The following is a 15,300-nucleotide window of genomic DNA, read 5'->3' as shown; positions in this document are numbered from 1 at the left end:
TGCGACGCTCCCGCCCGTCCACATGCCCTGCCGAGCCGCTTCGCCCCACCGGGCTGATCCCCTGGCCTGTCCAGGGCCAGGGGCCAGGCAAGAACCGCCTGGCAGCGACGCTCCCGCCCGTCCACATGCCCTGCCGAGCCGCTTCGCCCCACCGGGCTGATCCCCTGGCCTGTCCAGGGCCAGGGGCCAGGCAAGAACCCCTGCCAGCGACCCTCCCGCCCACGTACAGCCCTTCCCCGCCGCCTCGACCCCGGCGGACTCACCCCGTGGCCCTGCCAGGGCAACCGCCCCGGTGGCCCCGCCCGAGGCGAGGAGCCACGGCTCAGGCCAAGAAGCCCCTGACGGCGACGCTCCCGCCCGCGCACAAGCCCTCGTGCCCGGTCCGCCTCGACCTCTTCGGGCTCGCCCCGCGGCCCCGCACGGGCACCCCCCGGCCCCGTCGGGAGCCAGGAAGCCTCGGCCCAGGGCAGGAGATCCCTGACAGCGACGCTCCGTCGCGCACAAGCCCTGTCCGGGCCGCCACGGGTCGTGCAACGGGTGCGCCGGGCCCGCCGGACTGGCATGGCTTACGGGGGGTCCCCCAGGGGCCCCTGCGGCCCCGAAGCCCAGGCCGTGCCCTCCGCTAGACCTTCGGCTGTGCGCTCGTCGCCAGGGTGCCGCACAGGGCCGTGGCGCTGCCTGTCGCGTAGGGGTTGGTGCCGGGCGGGCCGCCCCCCTTGGCCGTCTGGCCCGCGAGCAGCGGCTGGAGGTGGTCGGCGGCGTCCTGGGCGCAGGCGAGCGGACCGGCCTGGACGTAGGAGACCACCAGCACCGCCTGGTGCATACGGAGGTCGTCGCGGTCGAAGCGGAAGGTCATCTCGCGCCGCACGGTGAACAGCGAGGCCCGAGCCTTCGCGTCACCGCCGGTGGGCTTCAGCGCGTACACCAGGGTGTGGTCGGCGCTGACCTCGATCGTGTCGGAGTTGATCTCCGCTGCCTGCATGGTGCCCTGGACGCGGATGTTGCGTCCCGCCAGCTGGGCATGGGTCGGGTCGAAGCGGATCAGCCAGCCGGTGGCCGCGTGCCGCCCGTCCGTCGCCGGGTGGACGAAACTCTGGTCGAACTGGTCGAGCTGCTGGGGGTCGAGCAGGACCCGGACGGAGCGCACGGCGCCACCGGTGAGGACGGCGGGGTCGAGCGAGGACTCGACGAGGTAGTCCTTCGCGGTGGTGAGCGCGGCCACGACCTGGCTCTCGGAGAAGTGCGCGGTGCGCCGGGCGGCGGGAAGGGTGATGCCCTCGGCGCCGACGCGGAACTGGGCGGCGGGGCTGTGCGCGAAGAGCCTCTCCGCGTCGGGGGAGCCGGGGACGGCGGACTGGGGGGCGAGCGGGATGACCGTCATGTGCAGCGGCTCGGCGGCCTGCACCCTGGGGGCCGGGTAAGGGTGGCGTACACCCATGTAGACGGCGGTGCCGAAGGCGACGGCTATCAGCAGGACGAGGAGCAGCGCCTGCCGGGACAGGCCCCGGTGCAGCGCCGGGCGGCGCCGTACGGCCGGGGCGTGGTCGGCCATCCGCTCCCGCGCCGAGTACTCCTGGAGGCGGGCAGCCCGCACAAACGATTCGTCGAACACGACGGATCGGTACTCGTCCTCTCCACCACCGGGAGCGCCCTCGGGTGTCCCCTCAGGTGGGTCTCCAGGCCCGCCCATATCTTCAGAGTAGGTCTCCGGGAGCTCAGGTAAACGCCCTGGTACACGACAAGTTCTGACAGGTTCTCACCAGGTTTTCGAACGAAAGTCGAACACCGTTGTCCGGGGCGTCAGGGCGTCCGGGGAACCGCCGAGAACGCCGGGGGCGAGGGGTCCACGGAGGCCGAGGGAGCCGTGGCGGCGCTCGACTCCTGGCCCTGCTTCACACCGGTGGTGGCAGGGGGCGGGATCTGCTCCTGGCGGCCCGAGGACGCGCCCCGGTACACCGCGGTGAAGGCCAGGGCGACCATGCCTATGCCCATCACGAGGGCGAGCATCCAGGCGACCGGGCGATGCCAGCGCGCACCCTTGCCGTATCGCCTGCCGTACAGCCCCAGCGCGCCGTGGCGGCCCTCGAGGATCTCCGCGTCGTCCAGGTCGTCCAGATCCGGGCCGTGGCCGAAGCCGTCGTCGGGGCCGAAGCCGTCCTCATGGCGCTCGTCGTCGCCGCGAGCGCCGCGGGCGTGCGTCCGACGTGCCTCGGCCTCCTGGGCCTCGGCGCGGGCCTGGGCGGCGGCGAGGAGTCTCTCCACGGCCGTGAGCTCGTGGACCGCGGCCGACCGTACGAAGGCCTCGTCGAAGACCACGGAGGCGAACTCTTCGTCCATACCTCCGCGGTCGCGGTCGTCGTCGGGCTCCCGGCCGTCGTCGAACGGCGTGCCCCCCACGTCCTCCGGCACGGCTCCAGAGTAGACCTGGGGGGGCAATTTGGGCAGACGGTAAGGAAATTCATCCGCCTGCTGAGACGCGTTCACAGGTGGGTGTCAGGGAACGCCGGCCGACGCAGGACTGAGCGCCCGCTCAGCGCCGTACGTGCCCGTCGCCGGTGACGATGTACTTGGTGCTGGTCAGCTCGGGCAGGCCCATCGGTCCCCGCGCGTGCAGCTTCTGGGTGGAGATGCCGATCTCCGCGCCGAAGCCGAACTGCCCGCCGTCCGTGAAGCGCGTCGAGGCGTTCACGGCGACCGTGGTCGAATCGACCAACTGGGTGAAACGACGAGCGGCCTGCTGCGAGGTGGTCACGATCGCCTCGGTGTGGCCGGAGCTCCACAGCCGGATGTGCTGCACGGCCCGGTCCAGGGAGTCCACGACCGCGGCGGCGATGTCGTACGAGAGGTACTCGGTGTCCCAGTCCTCGGGCGTGGCCTCCACCACCGTCGCCCGGGAGTCCTTGGCGTAGGCCATCACCCGCTCGTCGGCGTGCACGGTGACCCCGGCGTCCGCGAGGGCGTCCAGGGCGCGCGGCAGGAACTGGGCCGCGATGTCCTGGTGGACGAGGAGCGTCTCGGCGGAGTTGCACACGCTCACCCGCTGGGCCTTGGAGTTGATCAGGATGTCGATCGCCATGTCGATGTCGGCCCGGGCGTCGACGTAGACATGGCAGTTGCCGGTGCCGGTCTCGATCACCGGGACCGTGGACTCCTCCACGACCGTCCGGATCAGGGACGCGCCGCCACGCGGGATGAGCACGTCGACCAGACCGCGGGCGCGCATCAGTTCGCGCACCGACTCACGGCCCTCGCCGGGGACGAGCTGGACCGCGTCGGCGGGCAGCCCGGCGCCGCCCACGGCGTCACGCAGGACCCGTACCAGGGCGGTGTTCGACTCGTACGCGGAGGAGGAGCCGCGCAGCAGGACCGCGTTCCCGGACTTCAGGCACAGCGCGGCGGCGTCCACGGTCACGTTCGGCCGGGCCTCGTAGATGATCCCCACGACGCCGAGCGGCACCCGTACCTGGCGCAGGTCGATGCCGTTGGGGAGGGTCGAGCCGCGCACGACCTCGCCGACCGGGTCGGGCAGGGCGGCCACGTCCCGGACGTCGGAGGCGATGGCCCGGATCCGCTCGGGCGTGAGTGTGAGCCGGTCGACGATCGCCTCGCTGGTGCCGGCCTCACGGGCCTTGGCGATGTCCTCGGCGTTGGCCTCGACGATCTCGCTCGTACGGACCTCCAGCGCGTCCGCGACGGCGAGCAGCGCGTCGTCCTTCTCGGCCCGCGGCAACGGCGCGAGGTCGGCGGCGGCCGCCTGGGCCCGATAGGCCGCCCGGGCGACCGGGGACATGGAGTCGTACGGCGAGAGCGTGGTCATGAAGGAAGCGTAGTGCGCCGGACGTACCGTCCACGGCTCGTCCCACACACCGAGACACCCTCAAAACGGGTGAACACCGACCGGTGTCGCCGGTGGCGGTCCGTACCCTTCGGCGACGCGCTGGTGGTAGGTCTCACGGTCGATGACCTCGAGACCGACGATCTCCCAGGGAGGCAGCCCCGCACTCTGCCGGTGCTCGCCCCACAGGCGCAGGGCGACCGCGGCGGCGTCGTGCAGGTCCCGGGCCTCCTCCCAGTACCGGATCTCCGCGTGGTCGCCCGCGTAGCGGCTGGTCAGCAGGAACGGGTGGTCGTGGGCGAGTTGCTCGAGCGCGCGCCGGACCTCCTTCAGCGGGGCCTCCTCGCCCGAGACGCTGAGGGTGACGTGCCACAGCCGGGGCAGGTCGCCCGGCTCCTCGTAGGCGTCCTGGGCCCCGACACCGACCAGGGTCCGCTCCTCCCCGGTCGCGCGGGAAGCGGCGCCGTCATGAGAGCCACCGGAGGTGCCGCGACCGCGGAACGCCGCCACCCCAGGGCGCACTCGTCTCACGACGGCCTCCTTACGCAGTACTCGTGCGGAATGTGTCCCCAAAACGCATCCCCGAGACAAAGTGGAGCAGGCCGCACGGCTCCATGGGGCGGTTTTACGGAACGTCCCCCGCCGGAAGACCCCGTCGCTCGGGCCTTTTCGGCCCGTTACGGGTGCAGGACGACCAGGTCGTCCCGGTGCACGACCTCGCGTTCGTACGCGGGTCCCAGATCGCGCGCCAGTTCCCGTGTCGAGCGGCCGATCAGCCGGGGGATCTCCCTGGCGTCGAAGTTGACGAGCCCGCGTGCCACCGCCCGCCCCTCGCTGTCGCGCAGTTCCACGGGGTCCCCCGCGACGAAGTCGCCCTCGACGGCCGCGATCCCGGCGGGCAGCAGCGACTTGCGGCGTTCGACGACCGCGCGCACGGCCCCGTCGTCGAGGGTGAGCGAGCCCTGCGGGGTGGAGGCGTGCTGAAGCCACAGCAGCCGGTCGGCGGAGCGCTTGCCGGTGGGGTGGAAGTACGTGCCGGTGTCCCGGCCCGCGAGGGCGTCGGCGGCGTGCACGGCGGAGGTGAGCACCACGGGGATGCCGGCGGCGGCCGCGATCCGGGCCGCCTCGACCTTGGTGACCATGCCGCCGGTGCCGACGCCGGCCTTGCCCGCGCTGCCGATCTCCACGTGCGCGAGGTCCTCGGGGCCGCGCACCTCCGCTATCCGCGAGGTGCCGGGTCTGCTCGGGTCCCCGTCGTAGACCCCGTCCACGTCCGACAGCAGCACCAGCAGATCGGCGTGGACCAGGTGGGCGACAAGCGCGGCGAGGCGGTCGTTGTCGCCGAAGCGGATCTCGTCCGTGGCCACCGTGTCGTTCTCGTTGACGACGGGCAGCGCGCCCATCGCCAGGAGCTTGTCGAGGGTGCGGGAGGCGTTGCGGTGGTGGACGCGGCGACTGGTGTCGTCGGAGGTGAGCAGCACCTGTCCGACCCGGATGCCGTGGCGGGCGCAGGAGGCGGTGTAGCGGGCCACCAGCAGACCCTGGCCGACGCTGGCCGCGGCCTGCTGACGGGCCAGGTCACGGGGGCGGCGGCGCAGACCGAGGGGAGCGAGACCGGCGGCGATGGCACCGGAGGAGACGAGGACGATCTCCCTCTCTCCCCCGCTGCGGTGCTTGGCGAGCACATCGATGAGGGCGTCGACGCGGTCGGCGTCGAGCCCGCCCGTCGCCGTGGTCAGCGAGGAGGAGCCCACCTTGACGACGATCCGATGGGCCTGCGCCACGGCCTGCCTTGCCCCTGCCACCCGCTGTGCTTCCCCTCACACGTTCCGGCTCCCGCCCGCAATCTACGCGAAGGGGCACGGGTGCCGCGCACCGGTCCAGCAGGCGGACCGGCCTCCCGCGACGAGTGGTTCACGCTCCAGGCGCGGCAGAAACAGGTGCATTGTTCCGGGGGCGCGCCTGCGCGGGCGTGCCCCCGGCGTACGCCCCCTCAGGCCATCCGTCGCACCTTCAGCACCCGCCGGGCCGCCTTGCGCAGCCGGCGGAAGTGGACCGCCGGCGGCACCGGCTTGAAGGCCTCGACCGTGACCGTCTCGGTGGTCGTCGGCACGAACCAGTCGTCCGGGAGCTCCGCGGCACGGTCGCGGAAGTGCGGGTAGCCGAGGTAGGCCTTGCCGGCTCGCGGGTCCATGAAGACCGTGGGCGCCTTCTTGGACTTGACGAACTCCAGTACGTCGGCCAGCAGGTCCCCGCGGCCCAGCGCCACCAGGTGGAACCGCAGCCGTTCGTTGACCTTGAGCCGCCGGGCGACGCCCTCGTGCCAGTACGCGTCCATCATCGGTGCGGCGAGCTCCAGCTTGTGGGCGCGCACCTCCTCGCTGTCCCTGAGGAAGACGGGCCCGAACTGCGGGAGGAGGGTGATCAGGAACGGGCGGACCATCAGGGTGTCCCGGCGCGGGCCCGCGGGCACCTGCTCCGAGATCAGCTTCATCAGGGCGCGGGCCGAGTCGAAGCGGAGGGTGTAGCTGCCGCTCTTGGTCACGTGCTTGCCGTCGTCCCGGCCGACCAGGTAGTAGCAGGTGTAGTCGGAGATCACGGAGACACCGTCCGCGCGGAGGTAGGCCTCCATCGTGAACAGTGCGTCCTCGCCGGTCTTCAGCGACTCGTCGAAGCTCATGCCGTGCCGCGTGAGCAGCTCACGCCGGAAGAGCTTCTGCGCGCTCAGCGTGAACTTGATGTTCGAGGAGAAGACGTCGGTCCGGGGCAGGGTCTTGCCCCACATCGACTTGGGGGCCGTGCGGTTGACGCCGACGACCTTGCCGAGCACGACGTCGGTCTTGTGTTCGTCCGCCATGGCGACCATGCGCTCCAGCGCCTCGGTGCCGAGCCGGTCGTCCGCGTCGAGGAAGAAGACGTAGCGCCCCTGGGCCTGGGCGAGGGCGACGTTGCGCGGACCGCTCGGTCCGCCCGAGTTCTCCTGGTGGATGACCTTGACGGTCATGGGTGCCCGCTTGGCGAACTCCTCCAGGTGGTCACCCGTCCCGTCCGTCGAACCGTCGTCGACGGCGACCACCTCGATACGCGACGGGTCCAGGGTCTGTGACTCGACGGACTCGAGGCAGTCGACCAGGTACGGCATCGCCTCGTACGCCCCGATGATCACAGTCACATCAGGCTGCGCAGCGGACACGCTTCCCCCCTTGTCACGGGATTTACCCGTATCTCATCAACGATTACTCATAAGAGGGCTGACGAGGTACGAGGGTTGCCTCCGCCGAGCGTATCGTGGCGCAGGTCACACGACTAACAGATAGTGAACCAGGGTAGGCGCCCCCGGTAAGAGCAAGGAAAGGGCCCGGTTCGCCGAGGATTGCTCCTCGGGCGCCCGGGCCCCTTTCGTCTGTGTCGTCTGTGCTGCGGCTCAGCCCTTGACCACGTCGTTCGTCTCGTCCGCGGGCGTGGTGCGCTGGGACGGCACCCCGCTCGCCGACCCGGCGGCCAGTGCTTGGGCCACGGACTCCTGGCCGCGGTTGCGGATCTCCGCCTTCTCCGCCAGATCGCGCACGGCGTTGTTGAACTGCTCGATCGAGGTCGGCTCGTCCGGGCCGAGCAGATAGCGCCTCAGCTCCTGGCGTTCGGCGGTCAGCGTGTCGGCCTCGGGGTCCCGGACGGCGGCCACGAGCTCGTCGAGCTCGCGCGCCGAGTTCGACAGGATCACTGCCGCGCGCACCGCCGTGTTCTGCCGCTTGAACTCCTCGGCGCCGAGCTCGGCGGAGTCGGTGACGGCGTACGGCTTGCCGCTCGCGATGAAGTCGGAGACCACGCTGGAGATGTCGGAGACCATCGCGTCGGAGACGTTGAAGCAGTCGTACAGGCGCGGCTGCGCCGCCGTGATGACGCGGTGCTCCGCGGCACCGAAGGAGCGCCAGTAGGCGTCGTTCCACTCGGCGCGCAGCCGGGCGACCTCCTCGTGCCTGGCCATGTCGACCAGACCGTCGCGGGTCGCCTCGGCCTCGTCGCTCTTGTCGCCGACGGGGCCGGCCAGCTGGGCCAGCCGCCCCTCGATCCGGACCAGCTCCTCCTTGGCCTTGCGCTGCGCTGCGGCGTCGGCCTGGAAGCGCGGGTCGGCGGCACGTTCGGCGGCGGCCTTCTCGACCAGGGCGGTGATCCGCCGGTGTGCGGCGGCCGCCTTGGCGCTGCGGGTGCCGGTGAAGGGGTGCGGCTTGTAGAGGACGCGGACGGGCCGGTCGGCGGCGATCAGCTTCTTCACGATGTTCTCGCCGGCCAGCAGGAGCGAGGTATTGCCCGGGCTGTCGTCCCAGCCCTCCCAGGTGGGCGCGTAGAGGACCGTGGGGATGCGCCCCTCGGGCACGCCCTGCCAGGACTGGATGGGCGCGAGCTGCGGGCGGCCGACCTCGACGATGTCCTCGTCGCGGACGCCGACGTCGGCGATGGCGTAGCGGTCGCGGCCCGCACGGCCTGCGGTCCACACCTCGTCGTAGACCTTGCTGAACGGGTTGACGCTGGCGAGCTTGTCGCTGTCACCGTGGCCGATGAAGACGTGCTTCATGGTCGGGACGCGCAGCATGTGGATGTTCTTGCCGACGTTCGCCGCGTACAGCGTGACCCGCACGGTGGACAGGTCCATGTTCATCAGGTGCACCCCTCCGGGCACGCAGACGACCGGGACCGTGGTGGGCGCCAGGTTCTGCATGATGACGCGCTCGCGGAGGATGATCAGCGGCCGGCTCTCCAGCTGCTCCATCGTCTCCAGCCACATGTTGACCTGGTACGCCGAGTCCTTGGAGCCCGAGAAGTACAGCACCGTCTCGGGGCGGTACTCGCGCAGCCAGCCTCTGAGGGCCTTGAGCACCGTCTCCGCGTTCGGCGGGATCCTCCGGCCGCGGACGAACGGGGCGAGCGCGACCACGTAGAGGAAGGCCGGCACCAGGGTGAGGCCGACGCCCGTGAAGCCGTAGACGGCCTTGTGGGTGGCCGCCGTGAGGAGCAGGCCGACGACCGCAGGCAGGTCGAGGTGGAGCATCTTCTCCGCGGCGCGGTCCATCAGCCGGCGCGGCGGCGCGTCGGGGATGCGGATCCGCGAGGCGAGGTCCACGTTGCGGGTGGCGACCGGCATCCTGCGTCGGTTGCGGATCAGGGTGACCAGAGCGCCGTGCGGGGCCTGGAAGGCGTAGAAGGCGAGGAAGCAGGCCACCGCCGCGTAGAAGACCGGGTCACCGGAGAGGGCGGACCGGGCCAGGAGCAGGACCAGCAGCAGCTGCCGGATCAGGAACCGGATGGAGAGACCGGCCCGCACCTTGCCGAGGCGGTTGATCAGATAGCTGCCGCGCCGGTGCAGATAGTGGTCCGCCAGGTACGTCACTGCGGCCGCGGCCGCGAAGGCACCGACGCTCGGGAGGAGCGCGGCCAGCATCAGCGCGGGGAAGCCCAGCATCATGAGGGCCGCCGCGGCCAGCTCGGTCGCACTGCCCACCCGGGCAACGCGTATAGCGGTGGAAATCACGGGAGGAACCTGCTCTTGGAGGGGAGTGCCGGTGATGGTACGGAGAAAAGTTTCGGAAATTCTTTGAAAAAGCTGTGGAAACTGGTTGGTGGGCGGGTCCGGAATTTCAAGGAGTCAGGCCCCTGCGCCCGCGCATTCGTCGCGCAATCACAGAGGCCTGAATTCCGAGGACAAGGGAAAGTCCGCTTATGCCGCGCTGTCCTCGCGGTCAAGGACACCTGCCAGGGCCGCCTCGAAACCGGACGCCCTGCCCGCGTCCGCCGTCGGGTCCTGCTGGCGCACATCGATGACGTGGCCGGTGAGTTCGGAGACGAGGACGTCGAGCGAGGTGCGCGCCACGGCCTCGGAGGACAGCAGCGTGCCGGAGGGCTCCTGGCCGAAGGCCTTGGTGCGCATCGGGGTGGCGGTGCGCTCCGGGTTGATGCAGTTGACGCGGATGCCGTCGGCGGCCCACTCGTCGGACAGGGCCTGGGTGAGGTTCACCATGGCGGCCTTGGTCGAGGAGTAGAGGCTGTACTCGGCGCGGCCGCGGGTGTAGCTGCTGGAGGTGTAGAGCAGCAGCTGACCCTTGGTCTCGGCCAGGTACTTGTACGAGGACCTGGCGATCTGCACCGGCGCCAGGTAGTTGACCTTCAGCGCTTCCTCGATGGTCGCGTTGTCGGTCTCGGCGAGCTTGCCGATGCGCAGCACACCGGCGGTGTTGACGACGTAGTCGATGCGCCCGGTCTCGGCGTACGCCTTGGACAGCGCGTCGTCGACCTCCTCCGGGTTCTCGACGTGCGTGCCGGTGGTGGAGCGGCCCAGCGCGTACACCGTGGCCCCGTAGGACTCGGCGAGCACGGCGATGTCCTGGCCGATGCCGTACGAGCCGCCGAAGACGACGACGGTCCTGCCGGCGAGGAGCTCGCGGTAGGCCTCCTCGCCGTTCTGCGCGGGCGCGGCGGTGGAGGCGAGCTGGAACAGCTTGTCGGCGATGAACACGTCGACGGGCTGCGTGACCTTCATGTTGTACTCGTCGCCCGCGACCACGTGGATCGGCACGTCGGGCAGGTACTTGAGCACGACTGAACAGTCGTCCGTGGCCTGGAAGTTGGGGTCGCTCGAGGCGATCTCGTAGGCCCGGCGGATCGTGGAGAGCTTGAAGGCCTGCGGGGTCTGACCGCGGCGCAGCCGGGAGCGGTCCGGGATCTCGGTGATGAACTCGCCGTCCTCGCCGTGCGTGCGGGTCACGATGATGGTGTCCGCGGACGGGATGGCGACGTCGACGGCCTGGTAGCGCTCCAGGGCCACGACGCAGTCGTCGATGACGCGCTGCGACAGCAGAGGGCGCACGGCGTCGTGGAACAGGACGTTGCGGTCCTCGCCCGCCGCCAGGCCCTCGCCGAGCAGGGCGATGGCGCGCTCGGTGGTCTCGTTGCGCGTGGCGCCGCCCTCGATGATGTGCGTCACCTTGGTGAAGCCCGCCTTCGCGACGATCTTCTCCACGTCCGGCACATAGCCCTGCGCCATCAGCACGATCACGTCGTCGATGGAGTCCGCGTTCTCGAAGGTGGTCAGCGTGTGCTCGATCACCGCCTTTCCGGCGATCTTCAGCAGCTGCTTCGGAATCGACAGACCCACACGCTGACCGGTGCCACCAGCCAGGATCACTGCGGTGGTACGGGGCTTGGCTATGCGCTCAGACACAGGTGACCTACCTCGGGCTTCAGGGAACCTTCGGATGGTCCCACTTTCGGTAAGCGAAGTGCAAGGTGAGCGCCGTCTGATGCATATGTAAGCGCAACCTCCTATTTACCTGACACCCTCGACGATTACCCGAGTCGTGCCCGACTTGTCCGGATTTGCCGTGAGTAACTCCACACGTTTCTCACGCGTTATCCTCCCGCTTTCCCTCGCGTTGCGTTCCGGTGATGAGGGCAGACGGCCGAGAGGCGCTCACCGACGGCGCAACGGCCTGAGCACTCGGTGACGGAGACAGGGGTGCGCACCTGATGCCCGTGGCGCCCGGCCGTACGACTGCGCGCCACGGAGAGGTGCCTCACACCCGGCGCACACCCGGCTTCCCCGCCTCGACCCGCAGCCGGGCGAAGGTGCGGGAGGCGGACCGGGGCCGCAGCACCGTCGACGGCACCCGCACCTGGGCGTCGATGCCGTCGTGGCGGATGTCGAACAGGTGGTAGCCGCGGTGGGTGTCGATCAGCTTCCAGTGGGGGTTGTCCGCCTTCCGCGGGTCCCAGTCGCGGTGGAAGGCCTTCAGGTCCGGGTCGCCACCGCTGGAGACGGAGGTGCCGACGAACTCGGCACCGACCACGGCGGAGCGCGGGTCGGCGAAGTCCCGCCTGAGGTCGCTGACCATCGTCATATGGCGGTCGCCGGAGAGCACCACCGGGTTGCGGACCGTCGCGAGCTCCTTCAGGAACGCGTTGCGTTCCGCCTGGTAGCCGTCCCAGGCGTCGTAGTACCAGAGCTTGCCGGGGCCCACCTGGAGGTCTGTCTCGGCCATCATGATCTGCGACGCGATCAGGTTCCACTGGGCCGGCGACCGGTGCAACCCGTCCAGCAGCCAGCGCTTCTGCCGGGCCCCGAGCATGGTCGCGGAGGGGTTGCGGGCCCCCTTCTGGCTGGTCGCCTGGTCCGTGCGGAACTGCCGGGTGTCCAGCACGTTGAGCCGGGCCAGGCGCCCGAACTCCAGACGCCGGTACATCTGGATGTGCGGCCCGTTGGGGACGGCGCTCGTACGGACCGGCATGTGTTCGTAGTACGCCTGGTAGGCAGCGGTCAGCCGGGCCACGAACGCCCGGTGGGACTGCTTGTCGGGGTCCTGCGGGACCTCGCCCGCGAAATCGTTGTCGACCTCGTGGTCGTCGAAGGTGACCACCCAGGGCGCGGCGGCGTGCATGGCGACCAGGAGCGGGTCGGTTCGGTACTGGGCATGGCGGTTGCGGTACTGGACAAGGGTGTACGGTTCGTCAGCGCTCTCGTGGCGGCGCACCGCGGTGCTCGAGGGCCGGCCCTCGTAGATGTAGTCCCCGACGAACAGCACGACGTCGGGTCCTGGTGGAGCATGTCGGCGTACGGCGTGAAGTAGCCGTGCTGCCAGTTCTGGCAGGAGGCCAGCGCGACACGCAGCCGCCCCCCGGATCGTTGCGGGTCGGGAGCCGTGCGGGTGCGCCCGACCGGCGAGATCTGCCCGCCGGTCCGGAACCGGTACCAGTACGCGCGGTCGGGGCGCAGCCCGCGCACATCGACGTGGACGCTGTGCGCGAGCCCCGGCACGGCCCGGGCGGTGCCGCGCCGCACGATGCCCTTGAACCGCTCGTCCTCCGCGACCTCCCACTGCACCGTCACGGCGCGGTCGGGCATACCGCCACCGCTCAGCGGCTTGGGGGCGAGCCGGGTCCACAGCACGATGCCGTCGGGCAACGGGTCGCCGGACGCCACGCCGAGGCTGAAGACGCCGTGGGGCAGCGGAGGTTCGATGGTCTGCGCGACCTGTGGCAGCCACAGCTGGGCGGCGGCGGTGGCCCCGAGCACCGCGGCACCGGTGGTGAGAAATCGGCGTCGATCGGTGGAGTTTGTTCGCTCCATCCCCGAACTCCCTTGCGTCGCGAGTCTCTTCGACCTGACGAGACTCACACGCCGTGGCGACCCCACCACTGAACGGAATGGAGCACGAGCATGACAAACGCATGACCAGAAGCGGGGGGACCGGGGCCGGTGGGTAGTGATCCGCCTGGCGGCGGGGCCCGGGGCAAGGCCGGGGGCCGGGCCCGGGGTCACGGCCGGGGGCCGGGGGCCCGTTGGCAGCGATCAGCCTGCCTGCGGAGGCCGGGGCCAGGCCGGCGCCGAGGCCGGAGCCGGGGGCAGGACCGGGAACCGAGGCCGGTTGGCAGTGATCAGCCTGGCGGCGAGGGCGAGGCCGGGGGACAAACCGGGGCCGGGGACCGAGGCCGGAGCCAAGGTCGGGACCGGAGGCCGAGCCGAGGGCTGAGGCCGACGGCCCAAGGCCGGGACCGGGCCCGGGGGTGGGAGCGGAGGCCGGAGCCGGAGGGCCGAGCCGAGGGCTGAGGCCGACGGCCGGGGGACAAAACCGGGCCCGGGGCCCGGAGGCCAGGCCAGAGCCGGGAGCGGCGGCCGGCGTCGGGGGCCAAGGCCGGGTATGAGGGCCGGGGGATGAGGCTCATCGGCCGATCAGGCCCGTCCGAGGACGACGCTGTCCGGCCGATCACGAGCTGTCCGTGCAACGGGCTGTCCCTGCCGCGGGCCGTCCGTGCATGGGCCGTCCCTGCCGCGGGCCGTCCGTGCCGCGGGCCGTCCGTGCCGCGGGCCGGCTGTGCACGGGCCGGCCGTGCCAGCAGCTGTCCGTGCAATGCACCGTCCGCTGGGGGCGACCCCCCAGCGGACGTCACCCCGGCTCCGAGCCCCGGCAACCCCCGGTCGCTCAGAACGGCTCGAAGCCGTCGAATTCCTGGTCGGCCTCGTCTCGTTCGGCCTCGCGCTCCCGGCGGCGCTGGGCGGCGGGCCGGACCCCCTCCATCCGGTGGTCCTCGCCGCGCCGGCCGAGCATCTCCGCACCCGCCGTCACCGAAGGCTCCCAGTCGAAGACGACCGCGTTCTCCTCGGGCCCGATGGCCACGCCGTCACCGGCCCGGGCACCCGCCTTCATCAACTCCTTCTCGACACCGAGGCGGTTGAGCCGGTCGGCGAGATAGCCGACGGCCTCGTCGTTGGTGAAGTCGGTCTGGCGGACCCACCGCTCGGGCTTCTCGCCGCGCACACGGAACAGCCCGTCGTCCTCGCGGGTGACGGTGAAGCCGGCGTCGTCCACGGCCTTGGGCCGGATGACGATCCGCGTCGCCTCTTCCTTCGGCCTGGCGGCACGTGCCCGCGCGACGAGGTCGGCGAGCGCGTACGACAGCTCCTTGAGGCCCAGGTGGGCCACCGCGGACACCGCGAAGACGCGATAACCGCGCGCCTCCAGATCCGGCCTGACCATCTCGGCCAGGTCCTTGCCGTCCGGTACGTCGGTCTTGTTCAGGACAACAATGCGGGGGCGGTTGTCCAGGCCGCCGTACTCGCGCAGTTCGGCCTCGATGACGTCGAGGTCGGAGACGGGGTCGCGGTCGGACTCGAGGGTGGCCGTGTCCAGCACGTGCACCAGCACGCTGCACCGCTCGACGTGCCGCAGGAACTCCAGACCGAGCCCCCTGCCCTGGCTCGCGCCCGGGATCAGCCCCGGCACGTCCGCGATCGTGTAGACGGTGTCGCCCGTGGTGACCACCCCGAGGTTCGGCACAAGGGTGGTGAACGGGTAGTCGGCGATCTTCGGCTTGGCGGCGGACAGCACGGAGATCAGCGAGGACTTGCCCGCGCTCGGGTAGCCGACGAGGGCCACGTCCGCGACCGTCTTCAGTTCGAGGACGACGTCCTGCAGGTCACCCGGCTCGCCGAGCAGCGCGAAACCGGGCGCCTTGCGGCGGGCGGAGGCCAGCGCCGCGTTGCCGAGGCCGCCGCGGCCGCCCTGGGAGGCGACGTACGACGTCCCGTGCCCGACCAGGTCGGCGAGCACATTGCCCGCCTTGTCGAGCACGACCGTTCCGTCCGGCACCGGCAGGACCAGGTCCTGGCCGTCCTTGCCGGCCCGGAAGCCGCCCTCGCCGGGCTTGCCGTTGGTGGCCTTGCGGTGCGGGGAGTGGTGGTAGTCGAGAAGCGTCGTGACGGACTGGTCGACGGTGAGGATCACATCGCCGCCCCTCCCGCCGTTGCCGCCGTCCGGGCCGCCGAGCGGCTTGAACTTCTCGCGGTGCACGGAGGCGCAGCCGTGGCCTCCGTTACCCGCGGCGACGTGCAGTTCGACGCGGTCCACGAAGGTGGTCATGGTGCAGTGCCTCCAAAGACGTTACGGGTACTAACAAGGGGTCAACACGCGAAAGGCGGA

The 15,300-nt window shown here is 71.0% G+C and carries 9 protein-coding genes and 1 pseudogene; all 10 read right to left on the bottom strand.

What is annotated here, in order from left to right:
- Positions 1–622 precede the first annotated feature (622 nt).
- Positions 623–1,690 (bottom strand): hypothetical protein, encoded by a 1,068-nt coding sequence (locus ABZ904_RS17790; RefSeq protein WP_360997667.1) that lies wholly within the window; start codon positions 1,688–1,690, stop codon positions 623–625.
- A gap of 110 nt (positions 1,691–1,800) precedes the next feature.
- Positions 1,801–2,436, bottom strand: coding sequence for a hypothetical protein (locus tag ABZ904_RS17785; RefSeq protein WP_360997669.1), 636 nt, complete (start codon positions 2,434–2,436; stop codon positions 1,801–1,803).
- Positions 2,437–2,530: 94 nt separating this feature from the next.
- Positions 2,531–3,817: a glutamate-5-semialdehyde dehydrogenase gene (locus tag ABZ904_RS17780; protein WP_359390997.1), complete on the bottom strand. Its 1,287-nt coding sequence runs from the start codon at positions 3,815–3,817 to the stop codon at positions 2,531–2,533.
- Between the two features lie 60 nt (positions 3,818–3,877).
- Positions 3,878–4,357, bottom strand: coding sequence for a hypothetical protein (locus ABZ904_RS17775; protein WP_359391168.1), 480 nt, complete (start codon positions 4,355–4,357; stop codon positions 3,878–3,880).
- A gap of 155 nt (positions 4,358–4,512) precedes the next feature.
- Positions 4,513–5,640, bottom strand: a complete 1,128-nt coding sequence (gene proB, locus ABZ904_RS17770) for a glutamate 5-kinase (RefSeq protein WP_361824097.1) — start codon at positions 5,638–5,640, stop codon at positions 4,513–4,515.
- A 188-nt stretch (positions 5,641–5,828) separates the two neighbouring features.
- Positions 5,829–7,028, bottom strand: a complete 1,200-nt coding sequence (locus ABZ904_RS17765; RefSeq protein WP_359390991.1) for a glycosyltransferase — start codon at positions 7,026–7,028, stop codon at positions 5,829–5,831.
- Between the two features lie 231 nt (positions 7,029–7,259).
- Positions 7,260–9,332, bottom strand: a complete 2,073-nt coding sequence (locus ABZ904_RS17760) for a hypothetical protein (protein WP_359391166.1) — start codon at positions 9,330–9,332, stop codon at positions 7,260–7,262.
- A gap of 216 nt (positions 9,333–9,548) precedes the next feature.
- Positions 9,549–11,048 (bottom strand): bifunctional cytidylyltransferase/SDR family oxidoreductase, encoded by a 1,500-nt coding sequence (locus ABZ904_RS17755; RefSeq protein ID WP_359390988.1) that lies wholly within the window; start codon positions 11,046–11,048, stop codon positions 9,549–9,551.
- A 352-nt stretch (positions 11,049–11,400) separates the two neighbouring features.
- Positions 11,401–12,950 (bottom strand): annotated as a pseudogene (locus tag ABZ904_RS17750) (alkaline phosphatase D family protein).
- Positions 12,951–13,803: 853 nt separating this feature from the next.
- Positions 13,804–15,240, bottom strand: a complete 1,437-nt coding sequence (gene obgE / locus ABZ904_RS17745) for a GTPase ObgE (protein WP_360997676.1) — start codon at positions 15,238–15,240, stop codon at positions 13,804–13,806.
- Positions 15,241–15,300 lie beyond the last annotated feature (60 nt).

Origin of the sequence: Streptomyces sp. NPDC046900, from assembly GCF_040644975.1 — a bacterium.
GTDB lineage: Bacteria > Actinomycetota > Actinomycetes > Streptomycetales > Streptomycetaceae > Streptomyces.
This window is presented reverse-complemented; position numbering and strand designations above follow the sequence as displayed.